General features: G+C 56.2%; 27 protein-coding genes and 1 pseudogene. 15 read left to right on the top strand and 13 right to left on the bottom strand.

Annotated elements, in window-relative coordinates; genetic code table 11:
- A pseudogene (locus V6590_RS20005) lies at positions 1-325 on the top strand (hypothetical protein); the annotation flags it as partial.
- Positions 326-377: 52 nt separating this feature from the next.
- On the opposite strand, the gene V6590_RS20000 reads toward V6590_RS20005, so the two are convergent.
- The 8 genes from V6590_RS20000 to V6590_RS19965 form a co-directional block, all read right to left on the bottom strand.
- Positions 378-851: a hypothetical protein gene (locus V6590_RS20000; RefSeq protein WP_335425477.1), complete on the bottom strand. Its 474-nt coding sequence runs from the start codon at positions 849-851 to the stop codon at positions 378-380.
- A 94-nt stretch (positions 852-945) separates the two neighbouring features.
- Positions 946-3,486: a DEAD/DEAH box helicase family protein gene (locus V6590_RS19995; protein ID WP_335425476.1), complete on the bottom strand. Its 2,541-nt coding sequence runs from the start codon at positions 3,484-3,486 to the stop codon at positions 946-948.
- Positions 3,479-5,134, bottom strand: a complete 1,656-nt coding sequence (locus V6590_RS19990) for an Eco57I restriction-modification methylase domain-containing protein (protein WP_335425475.1) — start codon at positions 5,132-5,134, stop codon at positions 3,479-3,481. The genes V6590_RS19995 and V6590_RS19990 overlap by 8 nt, the downstream gene beginning before the upstream one ends.
- Positions 5,131-5,781, bottom strand: a complete 651-nt coding sequence (locus V6590_RS19985) for a DNA methyltransferase (RefSeq protein WP_335425474.1) — start codon at positions 5,779-5,781, stop codon at positions 5,131-5,133. The genes V6590_RS19990 and V6590_RS19985 overlap by 4 nt, the downstream gene beginning before the upstream one ends.
- An 89-nt stretch (positions 5,782-5,870) precedes the next feature.
- A complete protein-coding gene (gene brnA / locus V6590_RS19980) occupies positions 5,871-6,086 on the bottom strand; it encodes a type II toxin-antitoxin system BrnA family antitoxin (protein WP_037931637.1) in 216 nt (71 codons plus the stop codon).
- Positions 6,073-6,336 carry a BrnT family toxin gene (locus V6590_RS19975; RefSeq protein ID WP_335425473.1) on the bottom strand — a complete coding sequence of 88 codons (264 nt, stop codon included), beginning with the start codon at positions 6,334-6,336 and terminating at the stop codon, positions 6,073-6,075. Before V6590_RS19975 ends, brnA begins: the two co-directional genes overlap by 14 nt.
- Before the next feature lie 163 nt (positions 6,337-6,499).
- Positions 6,500-6,751 (bottom strand): WGR domain-containing protein, encoded by a 252-nt coding sequence (locus tag V6590_RS19970; protein ID WP_066009070.1) that lies wholly within the window; start codon positions 6,749-6,751, stop codon positions 6,500-6,502.
- A 5-nt stretch (positions 6,752-6,756) separates the two neighbouring features.
- Positions 6,757-7,386, bottom strand: a complete 630-nt coding sequence (locus tag V6590_RS19965) for a tyrosine-type recombinase/integrase (protein ID WP_335425472.1) — start codon at positions 7,384-7,386, stop codon at positions 6,757-6,759.
- Positions 7,387-7,550: 164 nt separating this feature from the next.
- Here V6590_RS19965 and V6590_RS19960 point away from each other — a divergent pair, with 164 nt between their 5' ends.
- From V6590_RS19960 to V6590_RS19940, 5 genes are all read left to right on the top strand, one after another.
- Complete coding sequence (locus tag V6590_RS19960; protein WP_335425471.1) at positions 7,551-8,330, top strand: helix-turn-helix domain-containing protein; 780 nt, start codon at positions 7,551-7,553, stop codon at positions 8,328-8,330.
- 156 nt (positions 8,331-8,486) lie between these two features.
- Complete coding sequence (locus tag V6590_RS19955) at positions 8,487-8,738, top strand: type II toxin-antitoxin system Phd/YefM family antitoxin (RefSeq protein WP_036743750.1); 252 nt, start codon at positions 8,487-8,489, stop codon at positions 8,736-8,738.
- Complete coding sequence (locus V6590_RS19950) at positions 8,735-9,001, top strand: Txe/YoeB family addiction module toxin (protein WP_335425470.1); 267 nt, start codon at positions 8,735-8,737, stop codon at positions 8,999-9,001. Before V6590_RS19955 ends, V6590_RS19950 begins: the two co-directional genes overlap by 4 nt.
- A 151-nt stretch (positions 9,002-9,152) precedes the next feature.
- The gene (locus tag V6590_RS19945; protein WP_152494728.1) at positions 9,153-9,881 is read left to right on the top strand and encodes a ParA family protein; all 729 of its coding nucleotides are present in this window, start codon (positions 9,153-9,155) and stop codon (positions 9,879-9,881) included.
- Positions 9,878-10,192: a hypothetical protein gene (locus tag V6590_RS19940; protein WP_335425469.1), complete on the top strand. Its 315-nt coding sequence runs from the start codon at positions 9,878-9,880 to the stop codon at positions 10,190-10,192. The genes V6590_RS19945 and V6590_RS19940 overlap by 4 nt, the downstream gene beginning before the upstream one ends.
- Here the strand turns inward: V6590_RS19940 and V6590_RS19935 are convergent.
- The 3 genes from V6590_RS19935 to V6590_RS19925 all read right to left on the bottom strand — a co-directional run bounded on the left by V6590_RS19935 (position 10,189) and on the right by V6590_RS19925 (position 13,694).
- Entirely contained in the window at positions 10,189-11,253 is a 1,065-nt protein-coding gene (locus V6590_RS19935; protein WP_074637844.1) for a replication initiator protein A, read from the bottom strand. The two genes, V6590_RS19940 and V6590_RS19935, sit on opposite strands and share 4 nt — an antisense overlap.
- Positions 11,254-11,565: 312 nt before the next feature.
- Positions 11,566-13,410: a type IV secretory system conjugative DNA transfer family protein gene (locus V6590_RS19930; protein ID WP_335425466.1), complete on the bottom strand. Its 1,845-nt coding sequence runs from the start codon at positions 13,408-13,410 to the stop codon at positions 11,566-11,568.
- Entirely contained in the window at positions 13,407-13,694 is a 288-nt protein-coding gene (locus tag V6590_RS19925) for a mobilization protein (RefSeq protein ID WP_335425465.1), read from the bottom strand. Before V6590_RS19925 ends, V6590_RS19930 begins: the two co-directional genes overlap by 4 nt.
- Positions 13,695-13,930: 236 nt before the next feature.
- Here V6590_RS19925 and mobQ point away from each other — a divergent pair, with 236 nt between their 5' ends.
- Together mobQ and V6590_RS19915 are read left to right on the top strand one after the other, a co-directional pair.
- Complete coding sequence (mobQ, locus tag V6590_RS19920; RefSeq protein ID WP_335425464.1) at positions 13,931-15,208, top strand: MobQ family relaxase; 1,278 nt, start codon at positions 13,931-13,933, stop codon at positions 15,206-15,208.
- A gap of 24 nt (positions 15,209-15,232) precedes the next feature.
- On the top strand, positions 15,233-15,625 hold the full coding sequence (locus V6590_RS19915; RefSeq protein ID WP_335425462.1) for a hypothetical protein: 393 nt from the start codon (positions 15,233-15,235) through the stop codon (positions 15,623-15,625).
- A gap of 32 nt (positions 15,626-15,657) precedes the next feature.
- Here V6590_RS19915 and V6590_RS19910 read toward each other — a convergent pair whose 3' ends face one another.
- Positions 15,658-15,945, bottom strand: a complete 288-nt coding sequence (locus V6590_RS19910) for a DUF3892 domain-containing protein (protein WP_050527150.1) — start codon at positions 15,943-15,945, stop codon at positions 15,658-15,660.
- A 102-nt stretch (positions 15,946-16,047) separates the two neighbouring features.
- Positions 16,048-16,326, bottom strand: coding sequence for a DUF3892 domain-containing protein (locus V6590_RS19905; RefSeq protein ID WP_335425461.1), 279 nt, complete (start codon positions 16,324-16,326; stop codon positions 16,048-16,050).
- A gap of 92 nt (positions 16,327-16,418) precedes the next feature.
- Here V6590_RS19905 and V6590_RS19900 point away from each other — a divergent pair, with 92 nt between their 5' ends.
- From V6590_RS19900 to V6590_RS19870, 7 genes are all read left to right on the top strand, one after another.
- Positions 16,419-16,742 (top strand): helix-turn-helix domain-containing protein, encoded by a 324-nt coding sequence (locus V6590_RS19900; protein WP_037931678.1) that lies wholly within the window; start codon positions 16,419-16,421, stop codon positions 16,740-16,742.
- A 10-nt stretch (positions 16,743-16,752) separates the two neighbouring features.
- On the top strand, positions 16,753-17,520 hold the full coding sequence (locus V6590_RS19895; RefSeq protein ID WP_335425460.1) for an ImmA/IrrE family metallo-endopeptidase: 768 nt from the start codon (positions 16,753-16,755) through the stop codon (positions 17,518-17,520).
- Between the two features lie 429 nt (positions 17,521-17,949).
- Positions 17,950-18,834: an ArdC family protein gene (locus V6590_RS19890; protein WP_335425459.1), complete on the top strand. Its 885-nt coding sequence runs from the start codon at positions 17,950-17,952 to the stop codon at positions 18,832-18,834.
- Positions 18,835-19,351: 517 nt separating this feature from the next.
- Positions 19,352-19,519 (top strand): hypothetical protein, encoded by a 168-nt coding sequence (locus tag V6590_RS19885; protein ID WP_156108168.1) that lies wholly within the window; start codon positions 19,352-19,354, stop codon positions 19,517-19,519.
- 45 nt (positions 19,520-19,564) lie between these two features.
- The gene (locus V6590_RS19880) at positions 19,565-19,870 is read left to right on the top strand and encodes a helix-turn-helix transcriptional regulator (protein WP_037240913.1); all 306 of its coding nucleotides are present in this window, start codon (positions 19,565-19,567) and stop codon (positions 19,868-19,870) included.
- A complete protein-coding gene (locus tag V6590_RS19875; RefSeq protein WP_037240915.1) occupies positions 19,867-20,757 on the top strand; it encodes a reverse transcriptase family protein in 891 nt (296 codons plus the stop codon). The genes V6590_RS19880 and V6590_RS19875 overlap by 4 nt, the downstream gene beginning before the upstream one ends.
- Before the next feature lie 19 nt (positions 20,758-20,776).
- On the top strand, positions 20,777-21,494 hold a 718-nt coding region (locus V6590_RS19870; RefSeq protein WP_335425458.1), incomplete at its 3' end, for a toll/interleukin-1 receptor domain-containing protein.

The raw sequence follows: 21,494 nt of genomic DNA, 5'->3' as shown, positions 1-21,494 counted from the left end.
GTCTGTTCGCAATCCCGAGATTGACGGGTCGTTCCGTAGGCTTGACGCAAATCGCTTCAGCGCTGTTGCCTACCATAACGGTCAGGCTGCGAGCCGCTGTACCGTATTCATGGGGGGGCGGCATATGGGGGGCATTGCTTACACTGCGACCGAAAATGCAGACACCAACGGGTTCAATGAGAACCTAACCGTCGAGGCCGATGAGCAAACCCTGTATCTGCGGAGTATGGGGATGGCACACTTTGGCCAAAACAGAGACCAGAAGCTGACGTTTGAGGGTGCGGCAGAAACTTACTGGCAGATGTTTGTGCAGCCACTTCAGTGACAACCGCGGCACCTTCAAAGGTTTCTGTTCTCTTTGTTTTCTGATGTTTTCATCAAGGTTGCGAAACCTGCTTGGCGGGATGACGGAAGATCACGGGCGCGAGGCCAGTCTCGGGATCATTCTCGTTGAGGACAATTTTCCATGACCTAAATACTACTTCAATGGGTGACCTGTCAGGCTTGGTACCTATCAGCGGACAGTTGACTTTGTTCTTCATGGGCCCCCGGGACTGAAATGCGCATAAGCCATAGGCACCGTTCCACATGACGATGTCGCCAATTTCAGGTGAGGCATAGCCTCCCATTTGGATATCTCCAGTGGGATCGAGCACCAGATTCCAGTTCTGGCCATACGAGAGGCAGAGGTCAGATCTGTGCTCCACATAGTGAATACTGAATAGGTCATCGCCTTGGTCATGCATTGTAACGAAACCAAGATTCTCATCGAGTTTGATAACAAGCATGGCCAGTTCCGCCCCTCTGCCAAAGTTGCAGAGACCAATTTCTCCCACTTCGAAGTCGGCCATGGGCTTGAGATTTGTTGAAAATAGAACTTCCATAAGATCACCTAAACTGGCTGTATATACGGCCAACCATGCTAAAAAACGTAGCGATTAACCCTTATTCTCGGGCGACAACGGTGTTGTACAGGCCATAACTCGACAGGCCTTCATGACTATCAATCCCAGTGTAATTCAATGAGGCGTCTTCGTATCGGCGGAAGGCGAAAACCGCCTGATTCATCTGTTCTGTGTTGAACACTTTGAGCCGAACCAGGAGATGAAAATCCTGGACTGTCAGGCCGGTGACCGTCCGAAATAGATCGGGTTCGAGCTTTGTGATCACATCCTGAAGGGTGTTTTCACGGAAATCGGTCAGGTACATGAACGCAGGAATACGAGTGGCAAACTTGATCAGTTTTTCCTGGACCAACTTTCGAGCGGACTTGTATTCCTTCTCTTCAGCGGAGAGCTCTTTCTTTTCTTTTGGGGTCAGGTCGCGCTCTTTGGCCTTTGCCTTCAGGTCTTTGACCTTCTCGCTCTTGTTGATAATGGTCTCAATGACGTTGTCGCCCAAGGCACGCCAGCCTTCGATGCGTTCAACAGCGGCCATCGCTTCAGGGTTATCCATGATCTTGCGAAGGGTTTCGTTATCCACGTTGACCAGCAGGGCACTTTCCCATTTCCGGGCCAGCAGCGTCGCAGATGTCCCCGCCATTGCGATGTCGAGGATACCGCCCGCGTCAACCTGGTACATGTTCGCGCCGTCATAGGCGAGCACCGGCAGAAACGACACAAGCTCTTTCACCGCGTTCTCTGGGTTCGCTTCGTTGGGTGATAGGCCGATCCCATATTCCGACAGCTGCCGCAGGGCACGCGTTGGTGCGAAGTCGAACACAAAGCACACGGGCTTCAGGATTTCTTCTTCATGTGGGTTGTCACCGTTGGGGTTCTTGATGGACCAGGGCGACTGCACACGGAATGCCGCTTGAAAATACGTCTCGGGAGATTTCAGGTTGCGCAGCATGAGGATGGAGGACCACTGCTTGACCGTGACACCCGTAGTCAGCTTACCGCACGACAGGGTTATGCTCTTGCTATCAAAGCCACTTCCGATCGCCCGTCGCACGGGAGGCAGCGCTTCAAGTCCTATCCCGGCGCTCGCGCCGGCGGCGCTGATGACCTTGTACTCATGCCAGAACGTGTTCTGGCGCTCGGTCAGTAGGTTTTCCATTGCGTGACAGGCCGCCACGTTCGGCAAAAACCAGAACGAGTGTTGCAGGTAGGGCAAAAGCCGCACGTCAGAATAGGGGAACGGTGGTCGTGTTCCAGTCTTCAGGCTATCTACCGCGCCTGGTGCATACTGCCCTCGGATGATGTCCAGCCATTTTTGAACGTCACTCTTGTGCTTGAACTGCGCTTTGCTTCCGGTCCCCGTGGCGGCAAAGAACTCGTTCAGATCGAACTCGTCAAACTCTCCGGCGCTGGCAATGGCCAGCAGCTCGTCGGGCATCTGGTAGGTCAATAGCCTCATCTGCGGCAGGGAACCGTAAGGGTTCCACTGATCTGGGTGAGCGGCAGCAAAGGCCGCTTTTGCCCGTTGCTCGTCGGTGTAGGTCCAGTTGAAAATCTGCTCTTCGATGAACTCGCCCGTGGACAGGGCCTTGAATGGCGTCCCTGACAGATAGAGATAGGCCTTTGTCGTGATTGGTAGAAACTCGGTTTCAGGTTCCAGCGGCTCTTGCAGGTCCGCGATCCGGTCCTTCAGCTTTTTGGCGTCTTCAAGCCGGGCTTCCTCGCGGGCGATCTCATCTTCTTCCCCTGCGAACAACTCTTTCGCTGTCTCGCGCCATGCGCCGAAATGGTATTCATCAAAGACGACTAGGTCCCAGTTTTCGGTGTGGAGCCATTCATTCTTGGCCTTGATGTTGCCGCGTGCATCGCGACCCAGAAGGTCCTGAAACGAGCCGAAATAGACTACCGGTTTGTTTCGGTCGATCTGTGTCGGGTCGCCACCGGTCTTGACTGACAGATACTGCCAGCCGTCAAAATCCGCGTGGTTTTCCAGGTCGCTTTGCCAAGCGTCTTCAACGGCTGGCTTGAAGGTTACCACCAGCACGCGCTTCGCCCCCATCTTCTTGGCGAGCTGATACGAGGTGAAGGTCTTGCCGAAGCGCATTTTGGCGTTCCACAAGAAGCGTGGAACGGCGTGCATGTCCTCTTCCCAGCGGGAATGATAGTAGGCGTGGGTTTGCCTGACGGCCTCTGCCTGTTCCCGGCGCATGGGGAAGGTTTGATGGTGCGTGCCGCTGAACCGCAGGCCTGTGCGTAGCTCTGTCAGAGCAGTATGGACATCGGCCAGCGTGCAGCGCATCCATTCCAGGCTTGTGTTCTCGATCCCCCTACGGATCAGTGTGGCGCGCACATCATGGTCGGTAAAGATGGTGCCATCATCGCGTTCAGCGGGTTCGTCCAGCTCGATCCGGAAATTGGTGATCGCTGCCGTGCGCAATTGTTCAGCTACCCGCCGTTTTACATCCCGTGTGGTCTGTCCGACCTTCAGCAGGCCTTCATGGGCTTCATCCGCGATGGAATAAGCATAGATACGCGGACGCGCTTCCGGTTTTGGGGAGAGGATGTCATCGATGGTGGGCTTATTCATCGTCACCGTCTTCAACAGCTACTTCACCAAACAGGTTACCTACCAAATCCATGGGGCGGACAATTTTTTCAATGAAAGCAATTTCATCGTCTGAAAGATCGTACTTCGCGTAGAGGTCCTGATCTGTCCAAATTTTCGTCCAATCCTGTGTCGGTACGAAGGTATAGACTTTGCGCGTGGTATCCTGTGATGGCTTGTGCAAGAGGATGAGAAACCGGGTCAATCGGCAGGACAAGTAGGAGAGAACGCTTTCAGCCTCATCCTTTGTTTCCAATGGCCCAATACACAAATAAGTTTCGGACGAAATTGTTGCTGGCTCACCAATAAATGGTGTGCTGATAATGCGATGAGGGTAGGTGTCACGATTTCCCGTTCCCGGTGCAGCTCGCCCAGTATAAACTTTCCATTTGTCGATGTACTGCAATCCGTTTGGGATGTTGCTTCGTGCAACGTATCCAGTGCCGCCGTTCTGATAAATTTTCACATCATCTGTGTCGCCGGTCTTCTTTCCCTTAAACGTTGTTTCCAGTCCAAAAGGCTTTCTAGAGCTAACCAATCTGTCGAACCTTTTGTCCTCTGGCAGCGAGAGCACAGCGTCTTGACCGGTTTCAACTTCCAATACTTTATGAAGAATAGAAACCCCTTCATTGAAGCGGATGAATACATCTGCTCCAGATTCCAGCAAAGGCCTAGTTGCCGTTGAAACCGGCCAATCCTTAAAGTTAGTGGATACTCGACATGGGCCTGGATTATTATTGTTCCAAAGGAAATAGCACACGCCCCCTTTCAAACCGACCCCTGGGAATACGTCTGCAGCGCTTAGAAAATCGTCGATGGACCGAAGACGATTATCTGAGAGCATGGATTCTCGGAAGTCATCCAGACCCTTTCCACCTGAAAACCATCGAGACGGGATAACCATGGTCAAATAGCGTGGTTCAAGATTTTTGGCTTGCTCAACAAACTTCTGATAGATTGGAGCAGCGCTTGTCCCGTGACCGCCATCATCCAACTGATATGGCGGATTACCTATGATTACATCGAATTGCATGTCGCCTCCAAACAGCTCGGCGATCCGAGTCTTGATGTTGTCTGTATGTATGAACGCATACGCGTGGGATTCGCGGTCTTCGCCCCGGTCCAGCGTCGCCTTACTGGCCCCGCAATATTTGCACTTATCTTGCGGGGTCCAAGTGTGCTCTGTCCGCTCGAACCAGATGTTTCCGGTTTCGCTGTTGAACCGGCGCGTCACGGAGTGTTTTCCGTTAGCGAACTTCGAGCAATAGACGCTGCGCCGCGCCATCAAGCTTGTTAGTTGGGTGGTCCCAATGCCAAAGACTTGCTGGGTCAGGATGTGGTCCACCCGCTCCTGAAGGTTCGGAATCTCGCTTTCCAACCCCATGATCAGTCGTTTTGTGATTTCCCGCAGGAACACACCTGACTTTGTGAAGGGATCGAGGAATTTGACAGTCTGGTCAGCCCAGATATCTGCACCATCATGATCTGCCGCCCAGGAGGATGACACGGTGTCCAACATCCTGTTCGCAAATTCCGGTGGGGTGAAGACCTCATCGTTCGATAGGTTCGCAATGCATGTCAGGACATCTGGGTTGCGCCCGCGTAAGGCAAAGCCCTCTTCAATATTCATGCGGCCTCCTGCGGGTTGTCGCCCCGTGCGGCCAGATCACGAACGGTCATCGGCGGGTAGGTCTTTGTCGGGGTAAAAATCTCATGCTTGCCGAGGTGAGAAAACAAGGTTCCTTCGGCGCTGAAGGCCGAAGAGCCGGTCAGTACGTCCAGCCTGAAATCCCGCCGCTGGAACTTGCCCTTGCCCAGATAGCCCCATTCGGAAAAGGTGATCGGCGCGCCGTCATGCCCTTTCATAGATAGGGCATCGCCCTGGATCAGATTCAATGACAGCACATGGGAAGCGGCCCTGTACAGATCGTCGGTCTCAGCGATCCGTAGGTAATCGGCCAGCACTTCGAGCATGTTGGCGCGGCATTCGATGATGTTGTCTTCCAGAAGCTCAATGCCATAAGCGCACATAAGGGCAAGCAGCGCGTATTGCCGCTTTTCAAATTCGGATTTCCCGAATTTCAATTCGACTGCGCACAATTTCCGCTTCAGCACTTTTACAAGAAAATTACCACTGCCACAGGCAGGTTCCAGAAACCGCGAGTCGATCCGTTCCGACTCTTCTTTCACCAGATCAAGCATAGCATCCACCATCCATTCTGGGGTGAATACTTCGCCATGATCGGCTACGCGTTTTTTCGACTTGATCAGGCTCATGGTTTATTCATGTCAGCAGGCAAAGCTTTATCCAAGGGCGTATTGATTTATTTGGCGAAATGCCCGGCGCGATCGGGCCAGCGCGCGCCTCACTCTAGGCGTTCAGCGATCCACATCTTGATCAGTGCCTGACGGGTGATGCCAAGCTTCTGGGCCTGCCTGTCCAGACCGGCAACGACCCAGGTCGGGAAATCCACGTTCACCCGCTTGGCCTCGACATTGAGGCGGCGCGCCTTTGTCCAGTCGACATGGGCGGACATGTCTTCGCCTGCCTCAAACCGTTCGTCGAATTCAGTCGCTTTCATAGTGGTCAATCTCCTGCGTGCGAGCGCGGCGCACGGAGATGATCCGCACCCGGTCGCTCCGGTATGTGTAGATAGCCGTCCAGTGTCTGGCCCCAATCATGCCAACCGCCAGAAAGCGTGGCTCATCCGTGACGTTGGCAGGGGCCTCGATCAGATAAGGATCATCCCAGAGAGCCTGGGCCTCATCAAAGTCGATCCCGTGCTTTTCACGGTTCGCGGCGCTTTTATCGGGGTCATACTCGAACTTCATGAGAGGCAATATATGTTGAAAATGGTATAATTACTATACTTTTCAGCCGTACTACAATGACGAGATTTACTCAGCAAAAAGCAGCAACGCCGCCCGCATGTCCTAAGGACATGCGGGCGGCGTTGCTGGCCAGTCAAGAGGCTTGTGCGAGTCCGTCACGCTATCATCTGAACATCGCCAGCTGCTGAGGCTCCACCCAGTAGCCTCGCTGACGCTTAGAGGCTTCCAGTGTGACCAGAGCCGCGACGGCCTGGTTCTCGTCCTCGAACCAATCCATCCGAACCTGACCGCCCTGCCCTATGCGGCCCCATTCGCGGTACAGAGTCCATTCGCCGAACAGGTTCGGCATAACCGCCATCCGGTAGAACCGGGCCATTTTCTGCGCAGGCTGGCGTTTCTCAAGATAGGTCTGCATGGCCGTCACAGGTGATACTTGCGCGCAATTTCGAGGGCTTCGGCCTGTTCGGTACCGATGTATTCCTTGGTGCTTTCAATGCTGGCATGGCCGAGCAGGAGCTGGGCGGCGCGTAGGTTGCCGGTCTGCTGGTAGATGTGGGTGGGGAAGGTCCGGCGCAGCGAATGCAAGCCGTAGAGGCTGGGATCGAGGCGGGCCTTTTCCAGCCAGGAGCGGAACAGCCGCCAAAGCTGGCTTTCGCTGAGGTGGGTGTCGGCCCACCGTGCCCCCTGCCCCGTGAACAGCCAGCCGTGCAACGGCTTTTCTGAAGCTGCGAGATAGGCGCGCAGACTGTCGCGCGTGCCCGAGGACAGCCGCGCCTGGACCGGGCGTGCATTGCGGGCTTCGGTCTTCTTCTGGCGGATTTCGACGATCTCGCGCACCCCGGCAGGCGTGGCCACATCCGAGACCCGTAGGCGCACCAGATCGGAGCCTCGGAAGCTGGTATCGAGGGCCGCGTTGAAGAGCGCCAGATCACGCAAGGCCCCCTCCTGGCGCAGGATCATCCGGATCAGCGATACCTGGTCGGGCGTCAAGGGTGGCTTTTTGCCCACGACGCGGCCTTTGTTCCAGGTGGTCTCAGCGGCAGTTTTCACGGGCAAATCCTTGCGAGGTTGTATGGGCATAATACCCGTAAACCTTGCATGACGGAAGTGGGATGTTGCGAAATGCTGCACTTTCCCCATGTTTTGTTGAGTTTTTAGCGTGGGCACTTATGCGAGCTTTTAGCCAAAAGCTCGCATCTTATGTTGCCGCATAGATGAAGGTGGTTCGGGCAGCGTTCGGGTTGCGTTCGTGGACGCTCATGATTGTGCCTGGGATAATCTTCCCATCAGCAACATGGAGTGATCTGATGGAAGTTATGGAACGAGATGCCGAGTATATCGCTAACCAGTGCAGGTACCTTCGCAAGATGCTTGGGCTGACCCAGGAGAACCTTGCAGATGCTGCTGGGCTAACTGTCCGCACGATCCAGAAGATGGAGAGCGGGCGGCATGTGCCTGACGTTCAGACCTTACGGAGTATTGCTCGCGGTATCGGGTTCGACGTGACTGTGTTCGCCAAGCCTACACCCGAACAGGAGAAGCGCCAGCAAGAGACGATGGAGCGTGCGCTGAAGAAAATAGTCCTCGTGCCCACATCGCCCATTAAGAAGGCGAATGACTTCTACTCCCGCAACCGAGAGTGGCATGCGCTCATGATCAATGCAGAGGCTGTGGAGGCAGACGGCGCGCTTGAATTAACAGCGGCGATCTCGGAATGGATGGACGACCTCGACGGGATATGGGAGATCAGCACAGCCAGCCAACGGCTCGGGTATGCGACCAGCATCTCCCAGTTATGTCAGGAATTAGAAGGGCTTGGGTATCTCACCCACTTTGGCCACTTCCGTCAGCAGCACATGCTGGACAAAGGTCTGGTCTGGGACGTGGGGTTAATCACTTTCTTGCCCAAGGCTGACCATGATGGACACCGCTACGGCCTCGTCACCCTCGACGATCCTTGGGAGGTTCCAGAACAGGATCGTCCTAAGCTGTGATCAACGCGTGAAGCGTCTGCCTTTTATCATACGAGCCTTTAATTGAAGGCTCGTATGATGGCGGACATCCTGCTTCAATGTGACCGCCCCTGTCGTACGATCCCTTTACTTGTACTTAATGTTGTACATATAAAGGAGACGAAAAGGAGAATCTTTATGGATGTTATGACCTACTCAGACGCACGCGCTCAACTGAAGGGCGTTATGGATCGTGCAATCCATGACAAGCAGGAAGTTGTCGTGACGCGCAAGAAGGGCGAGTCCGTTGTGGTCGTGTCCTTGGACACTTGGAACGCCGTCAACGAGACGTTGCACCTCTTGTCCACACCGAAAAACGCATCCCGCTTGCGCGCGTCGATCGCGCAACTCGATGCTGGAACTGGCGAAGAGCGTGAGCTGACCGAGTGAAGCTGGTTTTTTCCGATCAGGCTTGGGAAGACTATCAATACTGGGTCAACACCAACGACAAGGTACGTGACCGGATCAACGAGCTGATCAAGCAATGCAAGCGGACCCCCTTCAAAGGAACCGGCAAGCCGGAACCTTTGAAGGGCGATTTGACCGGCTGGTGGTCACGGCGGATTTCTAAGGAAGATCGAATGGTCTACCGGGTTAGTGGAACTGGCGACGGCCAAAGCCTAGAGATTGCGCAACTGCGGTTCCATTATTGAAAACCTGTAGGTTTGAACGACCTAGATGTGACGAGGTTGAACGTCTCAAAGCACTCTCGAATTTAACTCTAACTATGTCGTTAAAGTTAACTCTATAATTAATGTTAACGACATAGTTGACGTTAGAGTTAAACGCAGGCACTCTACCGCCATGTATGTAATCACCTTCGCAAACCCGAAAGGCGGATCGGGGAAAACTACGTCCGCCATGCTCTTGGCTGAACAGATCGCTATTTCTGGCGGTCGCGTTGCGATTCTCGATCTGGACCCAAACGCCAACATCCTTGCATGGGCCCAGACGCGCGAAGCCGAGGGTAGAGACGTTCCTTTCACAGTTCATGCGCGACCGCAGGCCGAAGAGACGGTTGAGCTCATCGACAACCTATCCGACGAGGCTGACTATCTAATTATCGACCTTGAAGGGTCGAAGGATCAGATCGTCACCTTCGCGCTATCGCGGACAGATTTGTGCATCATCCCGCTCGATGGCTCGCCTATGGAAGCCCGGCAAGCCGCGCAAGCGGTTCGCTTGGTACAAACCACAGCGAACATGATCCGCGCGCAAATCAACTACGCCCTCTTGTTCACTCGCACCAACGCCGCGTTCCAGACCACGGATGAGCGCGACGTGCGGCAAGAAATGGAGCTCAACAACATCCCGACGCTACCCGTTCGGATCGCCAAGCGCGCGCCTTATACCCGCATCTTCCGGGACGGTGTGCTCTTGTCAGAGCTGCCTGACATCGTGACGCAAGAAATGCAGGGCAAAACCGCGTCTGTATCCGACAAGGCCATGAAGCAGGTGACCGGCGCCATCGAGAATGCCCGCGACTACGCACAAACCGTCATTGCAACCCTTACCAAGGAGCAAGTGGCATGAGCGGGAAATACGGCTTCTCAGGCGGGATCGACCTGCCCAAGACAACACCAGCACCCAAGGCTCGACCAAAGGTCGATGACAGCTCATTAAGCGAGGCCGTCAAGGCCGGTGCCGATCTTGGCTTCGTCAACAGGGAGCCCACGACGCGCCTTAAACCTGGTCCCAAACGCAAAGAGCCGCAGGACAAAGTTTCGATACCTGGCCCGAAGCGCGTAGTAGATGATTTCCGGGCTTTTTGTTCGACGCGCGATCTTACCCTTTGGCAGGGCTTGGAGTTGTTGCTTGAAAAACAGAAGGGTAGAAGCGGCTAAGGGTTGCCGCGTTTCTCAAAGATTTTCCGGCAGAACCCTAAGAACGCCCGGTCCGGGTTGGCCGGTGCATCAAGACCACCGTCGGCCATCCATTCGCGCCATTCTTGCTCTAGCGTGTAGATATCCCATCCCGGCGCAACCTTACGAGCTTCCTGATAAACGTCAGGGCTCAAACGGATCGCCCCGGATGGAGCCGCCAGAGCTTGCGGCTTTTCCGCGTGACGGTTTACAAATACGACCATGTTTTCGTCTAACCGGACTGAATAGTCCGGCATGTGATTGTACGCCTCATCTTGAGCGACAATGTTGCCAACCAGCCGCTTAAACTCGCGAGAGGTCGAAGCCGATCCGCACTTGTCTTGCAAAGCAGAAAGACTGATTTTCCACTCTTTCTTCGAGCCACAGTGCTTGCGGGCGATCTCATAGATGCGCCGCTCTAATGGCTTACGCAGCCGGAAATAGTTCCGGTGGAGGGTCAAAACTTCATGCGCTTGGATCGCGTTGAACACCCAATCAGAGAGTTGCACCTCGATTTCCTGCATCCGACCATCACGGGTTTCACGTACGATACGAGCGCGGTCGATGATGCTGAAAATATCCAATTGCTCGACATCGCCGGTCACGATGTTCGTCTCAATCTGTGTCCCTTGCAGCCGGGCGAGGGCGCTTCGAAGGCCGCTATATCCACGCCCATCTGATGGCCGGTTCGTTGCTTTCAGGAGGTCGAACGCCTTCAGGCGAACGATTTTTGAAACCTTCTGACCTTTGTTGATAGCTGCCATAATTTGACTGATGCAGTAGATCAGCACATCGCGATCGTGGATCGTTGCCAGACCATCGGACGAAGGTTTCACTTCGAGATAGTTTCGCCCCGTCCCATCTTCGTATCGCCGCACTCGGTGATCTGGTTTTGTAGAAAGCGAGAAAATCGGATGCGCCATCGAAGCCATGTCACCCTTGGGTGCGGCATCAAAGATATCGCATACAAAAAAGTCGCCTTGTTCCTGCCGATCTGGCAGCAAGGGAGAGCGGTCGCCATCTTTCGTGATTTCACACACCATGACCTATGTTTCGTGATTTCACACACACGGTCAAGCCCTTTCGTGATTTCACACACAGGCGTAGAGCTTTCGTGTCTTTACACACGTTCTTTCGTGTCTTTACACACACTTTATCGTGACTCTACACACAGACCACTTCTAAAAGCCTAATGAATTCATATGACTATGAACACTTATCCACAGCGTAACACATTATATAACACATATTTAACACTACAAAACTTCCCATCATTTCGGCAGCGGTTTCCAAACCCGAACGCATGGAAAAGTGCTCGCAGCTAAGAATGCGCGCGAAAGACAACGAAACGTACCTCAGTTCAAAGGGTTCTGATCAAATCTTCCACGGTAGATCTTGGTCTTGAAATACACATTCTGCTTGGCCTTGAGCGGGTTGCGGTTACCCACCAGCAGCAGCAGATCATCTGCCTTCATGCCCGTGATCTGCTCAGCCGTCATGAGCTTCTGACGCTGCTCCGAGTAGGAAAAATCACGGCCCTCGTGCGGGGCTTTGCCCTCTCGAATTTGCTGAGAATAGACAGTACTTTCTCCGAGGTGCCGCGCCGCCCATTCGGCGGTTTCGATATCGTTGAGGTTGAAGACGCGCTTGGTGATGCAGGAGCCAAAGATCGAACGGGCATCGTTTGGCCCATAGGCCTTTTCGACCTGACCCGTGTCTTGCGTGACGAACAGCGCTTCCACACCGGCTCCTGCGGCAACGTTGGCAATGTTCATGATCTGCTCCATGCGGCCCATCCGCACGAATTCATCGAGAACCAGCAGGATCGGGGCCTTGACCTTGCGCCGCCCGTCCTGACGCACGACCGTGCCCAGGACAAGGTTGATGAAGAGGCGCATGAAGATCGCTTGCTTGTCCACCTGGTCGAGCGGCACCGCGATGAAGAGATCGACCCGATCATCGAGAAGATCATCCATGCGGAAGCTGGACCCGGCCAGGAAGTGGCGCATGTTGTCGGACTGCATCCACTCAAAAGCTTTCGAGACCGCTGTCTGAATTGACCCGCGTTCTCTGTCTCCCGCGCGCAGAATGGTGGCGGCGGTCTGGGCCGGGCGGTGGCCGATAAGGTCGCCATTTTCAGCCCAGGCCTCAAGCGTGCCGTCGAGGTTTGCAGACAGAAGCAGATCGGCGACGGCGATCAGATTGCGCCGGTTGGGTTCTTCCTGGGTCACGATCACTTCGATCGCCGCCGCGACCAGCTGGCGGGCCATTTCCGAAAAATGCGCGCCGTCGCCTTGTTCCGGTTTGACCAAGCCGTCCGCAACCAGGGCCACGTCGCGCGCCAGCTCGTGGGGCCGGATGTAGTCGAGCGGGTTGAACTGATCCTTTCCATCCTCGACGAGGCCGAAAGGGTTGAGGACGGCCACCTTGCGCCCGAGCTCTTCGCGGTGCCGCCGCGTGACGGCGAAATTCTCGCCCTTGATGTCCAGGACGACGACCGGCCCCTGGTGATCGAGGATCGCCGGGATCACGGCGCTGACGCCCTTGCCGCCCCGTGTGCCGGAGACGACGAGGTGATGCCCGCCGCGCCAGCCCTTCGCATCGATTTTGACGTAGCGCAGGAGCTTGCCCTTGTGCAGGGCGAGGGGCAGGCCGGTCTTGTTGCGCACAAGCTGGGCCACCTCACGCGGGTCCATCCATCCCGCTTGCCACGGGCCAGTGCGGGATTTGCGGTTGCGGCCAATGCGCGGATTGAAGATCGCCACCAGCGGGGTGCTGACAGCGACAGCCACTCCGAAGGCCCCAAGCGCGAAGGAGATCGCCATTGCCTGTTTCTGCGGATCAGAATACCGCGCCAGCCCCTTGAGTCCTTCCCAAATGGCACGGGGGAGGGGCCAGCCAGCGCCTGTCCATGCCTGGACGGTCGCCAGTATGTCGCTGAGCGGGCCTCTGAGGGGCGTCAGGGCTGTGAGGGTGGCAGCGCACAGGCAGAGCCATGCGAGGAGCTTCAGCGGTGTCCTGTGGCGCTCTGCGGCGGTTCCGAGGGTGTCGAGGATGGTGGCCACGGCGATGATCGGGAAGGCATAGGTGGTCACCGGGTAGATCGCGACCGTTTGCGGAGCGAGGATCAGGGCGGCAGTAGCTACGATCACAGCGCCGATCATGATCACCCAGTGGCGGGCTTCCAAAACAAAACTCATGACCGGTTCTCTTGCGCGTCAGGAAACAGAATCTGCCAGAGTCCACGGTCGCGATCCCGCTGGGTGAGGCGGTCTGGCAGGTCGCGCCGCACGATGCTCTGAAGAGCAGGTTCGGCGCTCAAACGGTCGAAGACCAAAGTGCCCAGGAGCCATTTGAGGCGGTCCTCGTCTTTCTTTTCGGAGAGACGCCGCCGGGCATCGAGCGCTGCGATTTGAGCGTCGAGCTGAGCTTTCTTCTCGGCCAGTTCTTTGATCCGGGCGTCGGTGGGGCGGCTTTGGGACATGGGGCAACCTCGGGAATAATGGGGGCGAATGTAGTGGCGGATTGATAGGTTGAAAAGATTTAAATGCGCGCTTATACATTGTCTTCGACAACGTGCGCGTCCTCATGGGGGTAAACCCCCGCGCCGGACGGCTTCCCCCCAAGGCGGCGATGCCGCCTAAACGAGGGTTTCACCCTCGCGCTCCCGACCAGCGCAACCAGGCGCTGGACCCTGTTTTAAAGAGAGGCGCTCGATCCGTGGCGATCTATCATCTCAGTGCGAAAGTGATCAGCCGGGCAGGGGGCCGGTCATCGGTCGCAGCCGCCGCCTACCGGACGGCTGGGCGGCTGCGGGATGACCGGCAGGGGTTGGAGCATGACTACAGCCGCAAGGGTGGGGTCGTGCATTCCGAGATCATGGCCCCCGAAAATGCGCCCGACTGGATGCGTGATCGCGACCAGCTCTGGAACGCCGTTGAGGCGGTTGAGAAGCGGCGCGATGCGCAGCTTGCCCGAGAAATCGAAGTGGCGCTGCCGCGTGAGCTCGATCGCGGCGAGCGCCTTGAGCTGTTGCGCGGCTTTGTTCAGCGCGAATTTGTCGATCGCGGCATGATCGCGGACGTGGCCATTCACGAGGGCAAGGCCCGTGATGGCCACGGTCAGCCCCATGCGCATGTCATGCTGACCATGCGGGAACTGACCGGCGAGGGGTTCGGGAAGAAGGACCGCAGCTGGAATGCGCCGGACCTGCTGATGGGCTGGCGCGAAGCCTGGGCGCGAGATGCGAACACGGCCCTTGAGCGGGCAGGACGGTCGGAGCGGATCGACCACCGGTCCCTTGATGTTCAGCGCGTCGAAGCCGAGCAACAGGTCGAGCGGGCGCGCGGGGGCGGGCAGGAAGAGTTGGTGCTTGAGCACGAGAAAAAAGTGGTCGAGCTCAGCCGAGAGCCAGAGCCGAAAATTGGGCCATCAGCCAATGCTCAAGAAAAGCGCGGGATCGTCACGGAGCGCGGTGAGGCTTTCCGCGCGGCTCAGGCGCGCAATGCACAGCGCCAAGAGTTGGGCTGGCGGCAGTTGGAATTGCGTCTTGAGCTGATGGAGCGCGGGCGTGCCTTCATTGCTACCGCGCGCGAACGGCTGGATCAGCTTTGGGGCCGCGCCGAGGCGGCAATGTCACGGATCAAGGAGAGGGTTATGGGCGAGGTTGAGAGGCCGCAGGCTGGTGCTGAGCGGGGCGACATGGATGCGCGCCGGGCGGCGGTGTTGGGGCGCGACGTTGATCGGCCCGAGGTGCAAGCGCCGGATGTCGGGCGGGAGAGGGTTGCGTCCGACGATCCTATTCGGGAGCGTCTTAACGCCATCCTTGGGCGTGATATCGGACAGGAACGTGATGCCGCCGCCGTCGAGCGGGACATCGTCGCCCGTGACGGCGAGGGCCGTGACCAAGGGCGGCGGGATGACATTCTCGGGCGCGGGCGTGATACTGCGTCCGAGCGCGGGCAGGGCCGCGACCGCGACAGAGACAGAGAACGGTGAAAGACGTTTGCGGAGGGGGCCAAGATGAAGAAATGGCGCGTTGTTCTGGACGCCGCGAAGGCCCCGACCTGCGGTGACTGGGTTGCCGTGAGCGGGCTTTGCCCAGGTGAGGAAGAAACCGCACGGTTCCTCTTTTTGGACGGGACGGAGGCAGATGGGTTCACGTTTCTCGATGCCCCACAGGAGCAGGTTGGCGACTCTCCCAGTGGCGAGCAGATTCCGTGGCTGCACTTTCCAGACTGCATGGAGATCGTCGGAGTGGAACGTCAGGAATGGCGACCGCCGAGCTGGCCGCACGACAAGACGTTGTGGCGTCTGACCCTAGTAAGCCTGCCGTCGAATGTCGAATTCGAGAAAAGGCTTCTGGACGGTCAAGAACGCAGGCGTGGCGTCCTGAGCCGGTTTGGGTTGGGATAGGGCAGGCACTTGGGTGTTGCGCGTCCCAAGGCCTAGTTACAGCGCGGCAAACTCAGAAGGTTATTCGGCTCGGCTCCATCGGCCTCGGTTTTCAGGTATTTCTTTCCATTCCGCGTAGCGATGATGACCCAGACCGAGTTGCCATTGACGCTGGTCCAGAAGCGCCAAGTGCCGTCTTCGATACCTTTGATGGCAACATCGAGCTTAATGCACCAAGGACCACCACTCTTGGAACCAGTGGCTCCGCCGATGCTGTCAATACGCCGGTCAGAGTCAGCACCGTCTGGAATAATACAGGTGATCTGATGATCCTGTGGCATGGGATAAAATCCTTCTTTTTATGACATTCAAGGATGCCGGGTTGAAACGGACCCGCAGAGGTAGATGCTATCTGCGAGCCCTGATGTCGTAGGGTCATAGGCTTAGCAATCAGGGAGATTGTCCAAGTTGTTGCTCGACGACTTATCGGCGGTTGAGCGAAGGTATTTGCCGCTCGTTCCGTTCACCACGGTGATGTCGACACGAGACGTACCAGCCTGCTGGACGTAGTAGGTGTGCGTGCCGTTTTCGATATCGCGGATCGCGTCAGCCTTCATCCGTGGGGACCATGCCTCGCCTGATTTGCAAAGCTTGGTGATGTCGCCGTCCTTGTCTTTTCCCGACGCGGTAACTTTTCTGTCAGCCATCTTTTCGTTCTCCATTTTGGTTTACATAAGTATAGCTATTACTACACTTGAGATCAGATATAGTGATCGCTATACTTCTGTCAACCCGCGAACAGAGAGAATCTTGCATGTCAGAAAAATTTGGCGAAAAGCTCAGAAAAATCCGAACATCCAAGAACATGACGCAGGAGGAGCTGGCGACGGTCCTTGGGTCTTCAAAGGCATATGTCTGGCAACTCGAAAACAAGAAGAATGCCAAGCCGTCCGCTGAGTTGTTGCTAAAAATCGCAAATCATTTTGGGGCGTCGCCAGAGTTCTTCTTGGACGATACGCAAGACGAGCCTTCTGACCGACAAATCGAGGATGCCTTTTTCAGAAAATTTCATAAGCTGTCTGAGAATGACAAGCGCACGATTGAGAGGATAGTTTCAGGTTTTGACGACGACGATTAGCCGCCCTCCGATGAAGGAGGCCAACCGCCTAACAAGGCTCTGGCAGGACCACGGCCCGAACACTTACCCACTGGATATTTCAAAGCTCATTGATGGCGCACTTCAAAACAGCGATTTTGGCGGCGAACTGAAAACCAAGATAGGCAGCTACGATTCCTTCGAAGGGTGTCTTGTTAGAACAAAGAACACCGACAAGTGGACGATTTTGCTGAACTCGGAAATCGAGAACAAGCGGCGTCAACGGTTCACATATGCCCATGAGCTGGGACACTTCATGTGCCATCGGGGTTTGCGGGATCGTTTCGAAGACAGCGATGATACCCTGAACGATTTCAGGGATAAGATAGAAACCGAGGCCAACGTGTTTGCGTCGTGGCTACTTATGCCTGCCAACCTTCTCAGAGATGAGTTTAGCGGGATTGGCTGGAATACAGATTCCCTGTGCGAGATAGGAAACCGTTTCGAGTGCTCACTCCAGGCGAGTGCCTTGCGATTTGTTGGGCTGTCCAGCAAGCCGGTTGCATTTATCGTGTCGCGCGATGGAATGGTCGTCTGGGGCAGCAAAAGTAAATCAGCTCCGTATATGACAGCGTTTTGTTTTGGAGATGAACTACCCAAGGCGTCCCACGCTCTTACAGCCCACCTCAATGGTGAAACCTGCGCATTGCCGCAGGATTCCGGCTTGGCTTGGAATGAGTTTCGAAGCGCGAAGGAGAGCCAATATTTTGATTATTCCGGGCGGGGATATCAGTACACCTGCATTGAGTTCGTTGGATAAATTGACGAATACCACTGATAAATCAGCCATAGAAAATTTGTGATCCCGTCAGTGTGCCGGTCTCGCTTTGAGCGATAGACAGGGCAGGGGATCGACGGGCTGACGCCCGCTCCCCCCAACCCTGACAGTTTCCAAATCCTGGTGATCCGCCTGCCATCCCGGCAGGTCCGAGAAAACCGGCAAGCGCCGCCTGCGGCGTCGGTTCCGGTCGAGAATTCCGGTTCCTCCCACGCGCAGGCGCGCGGTTCCCTCCCAAATTCACGCCCTCCACCCAGTTGTCACGGCCCTGCCAGGCCGCAGGACGGGCTTTGCCCTTACCTGCTCTGCCCTTCGGAATGCATGGGCATTCCAAAGATCAGAACAGGAAGGCCCGCCCATTGGCGGAAAGGGGAGCAGACCCGGACCGCGTCACTCAAAGGAGGGTCACAAATGACCGCAGAGAAGTTTGACGTTTATTCCCATGTTACAAATCAGATCATCGCGCAGATCGAGGCGGGAACGCCGCCATGGCGCAAGCCGTGGACTGGCGGAGGGGCAGGGGGCAGCTTGCCGGAACGGTTCAACGGCGAGGCCTATCGGGGCATCAATATCCTGATGCTTTGGGCGACCGCGATGGCCAAGGACTACAGCTCAGCCCGCTGGATGACGTTCAATCAGGCCAAGCAGCTTGGGGGCCATGTTCGCAAGGGCGAGAAATCCGCCACTGTTGTGAAATACGGCTCCGTCGAGCGGGAGGACGAGAACGGCGAGGAACGCCAGATTCCCTATGCCAAGGCCTACCGTGTGTTTAATGCTGATCAGATCGAGGGCTTGCCCGCTGAATTCTACATCCTGCCTGATCCGCCCCGTGATCTTGGCACCGTGGCCGACCCCGCGCTGGAGGCGTTCTTTGCCGCAACTGGTGCGCAGATCGACAGCACCGAGGAGCCGCGCGCCTATTACAACATCAAGACAGACCGGATTCACATGCCGCCGATTGGCACGTTTCACAAGGCCGCAGGATATTACGGCACCTTGGCGCATGAGTTGACCCACTGGACAGGGGCGACAAAGCGGCTGGACCGTTTGGGTCGGTTCAATGATCGCAAGGCCTACGCGTTCGAGGAACTGGTCGCGGAGATTGGCAACTGCATGCTTTGCGCACAGATCGGGGTAGAGCCTGAATTCGACCAGAGTGCAGCCTATGTCGAAGGATGGCTTGAGGCGATGAAGGAAGACAGCCGCGCGATTTTCCGCGCCGCGTCCGAGGCGCAGAAGGCCGTGGATTACATCATGGACCACACCGCACAGGCCGACCGGATGGCCGCAGAGTAGTAGCCTGCACTGCCCAAATGATCGAGGCCCCCGTCAGCAGGCGGGGGCTCTTTGCGTTCTGGCGTGATCCAGGTGGTGGCGGTTTAAGGGTGACCTGTCGGCGGGCAACCTGAAGGTCACCCGCCGACAGGCCCGGCGCTTCGCGCGGACGGGCATGTAATGCCCGGCACCTGAAGTCGTATAGTGACAGAGTGCCCCCTTGAGATAGGATAAAAAATCGCTCTTAGCGATCTTGTATCGCAAAAAGAAGATCCTATGTATGTTTTATCGGTATGCCGGGCTTCGGTTCGGTTCGGAATAAAATCGCTGTACTTAGGGTCGGTTCACCGATCCGTGGAGGGGCTAGTTCCCTCTGACGCCTACCCCCCAAGCGGCCCCTGTGGCGGCGGCGGGGCGGCGGCCCCCCGGGCGACCCCGGGGGGCCAGCATAAGGGATAAGGACGGTCTCTCCGTTCCTCGCGCTGGTGGCGACACCCTTCCGCAATCCTGCGGCAGGGCCAGCAGAGGAGGCCATAACATGGCTTACGACACCGACGAGATCAGCCAGCGTGGGACACGCGAGACAAAACGGAAGCGCAAGCCGACGTGGAAGTCTCGCCTGTTAAAGGGCGCATTCTGGGTAGCCTGGGGGATGGGGAAACTCTTTGACCTCATCGAATGGCTGTCCCGGTTGTCCGGCGACTAACCGCGCGACCCTTAATGTTCGCATTTGGCGAAAGGAGGACCGAGAATGCTAGGTGAAGCACTGAGATTGATCCGGGTCTTCCATGACCTGAAACAGAACGAGTTGGCGGAACGCCTCGATATTTCCCAATCGCACCTTTCTGATATCGAACGATGCCGGAAAGTGCCAAGTCAGGAAATCGTTGCACGATACGCCGAAGAGTTTGATCTGCCAGTCAGTTCGATCTGGTTTTTTGACGAGAAGCTGACAGAAGGCACGACGCCGGGCGCTATCGAGAAAGCGCGTGGGGTTGTCGCTGACAAGATACTTGATTTTCTGAGGATGATCGAGCGGAAGCGAGCGTCATCATGACGAAGCGCCGCGACAAGTCCTATGCCCTCGATCAATGTGCCCTCTATCGGTGCAGCACACGCAAAAAATTGTTCAAACTATTACAGACCAGTTCCGAGAAGTTTGCTGAGTTGAAGGCCGCACCCGATCTCTACAAGCCTCTGCGCAAGAAGAAAAAAGACGGAACATTCCGTCCTGTCCTTGCACCACGGGGCGATCTGAAGCGTATCCAACGGCGGATCGGAGAGTTGCTGCTGCGGGTGAAAACTCCGGACTACCTGATGTCGCCAGTGCGCGGTCGCTCGAACATCGACAATGCCGCACGGCATCGCGGTGCAGCGGCGTTCCATCTTCTCGACATCGAAGATTTCTATCCGAGCTGCACAGCCAGCAAGGTAGCATGGTTCTTTGGCAAATATCTCGGGTGCCCTCCCGACGTAGTGAAGGTCCTCCTTGATCTCACAACGCTGAACGGGGTTCTGCCAGCCGGAAGCCCTGCCAGCCCATCGCTGGCCTTTTGGGCCTACGCTGACATGTGGGACGAGATTGATCAGCTGACCCGTGATGCCGGATGCCAGGTTAGCGTGTATGTCGATGACATAACAGTTTCTGGGCAAAGCGTTCCCGGGGTGCTGATCCATGCGATCAAGGAGCGGCTTGCCCACCATGGTCACAGCTTCAAAGCGTCAAAGGAAATCGGACAGATTAATGCGCCGGTCGTCGTGACGGGCGTCGTGGTGCGAGATCGAACGCTTCTCATGCCAAACGTCCAGCATCTGGAGCGTCATAAACTGAGGGCAGAGGTCGCGAAGCTGCCCGAAGGATACGAGAAGGCTCAGAAGATGGCCTCCCTAATAGGGCGTGAAGGTACCGAGCGACAAATCTTGGCGCGCAATAATGTTCACTGATTTTCAATGATGGATTTACATGACGACTGTTTTCTTTTCCTACTGCCACGCTGACGAAGCACTACGAGACCAGCTAGAACGCCAGCTCAGAATCCTTCAGCGTCAAGGCCTGATAGAGACCTGGCACGACCGCCGTATTGAGGCTGGGCAGGACTTCGCCGGTGAGATCGACGCGCACATTGAAGCCGATGAGATCATCCTGCTGCTGGTAAGCCCAGATTTTCTAAACTCTGACTATTGTTATGAGATCGAGATGACCCGTGCGCTGGAACGGCACAAGGCGGGAGAGGCCATCGTGATCCCGGTTATTTTGCGCGATTGCCTCTGGCATGGCGCACCCTTCGGCAAGTTGATGGCCACGCCAACGGACGGCCGCCCGGTCACGCAATGGCCGGATATCGACCATGCGTTCCGTCTCGTCGCCGAGGCCGTTCAGGCAGCAGCAAAGCGCATAGGTAATCCACAAGCGGTCACCAGGCCGTCTGCGGCACCCAGCAATATGCAGAATACGCAGTCAGTCAACAGATCGACACCGGATCAAGTGATCCGGTCAAGTAATCTGCGGGTGGCCAAAACGTTCACGGACCGTGATCGTGATGCATTCCAGACTGAGGCGTTTGATTTCATGGCAAAATATTTCGAGAACTCGCTTTCTGAATTGTCTGTTCGCAATCCCGAGATTGACGGGTCGTTCCGTAGGCTTGACGCAAATCGCTTCAGCGCTGTTGCCTACCATA

Source organism: Gemmobacter denitrificans, from assembly GCF_036964905.1.
Classification (GTDB): Bacteria; Pseudomonadota; Alphaproteobacteria; order Rhodobacterales; family Rhodobacteraceae; genus Gemmobacter; species Gemmobacter denitrificans.
Note: the sequence above shows the minus strand (reverse complement) of the source record. Positions and strands in the feature narration are given on the sequence as shown.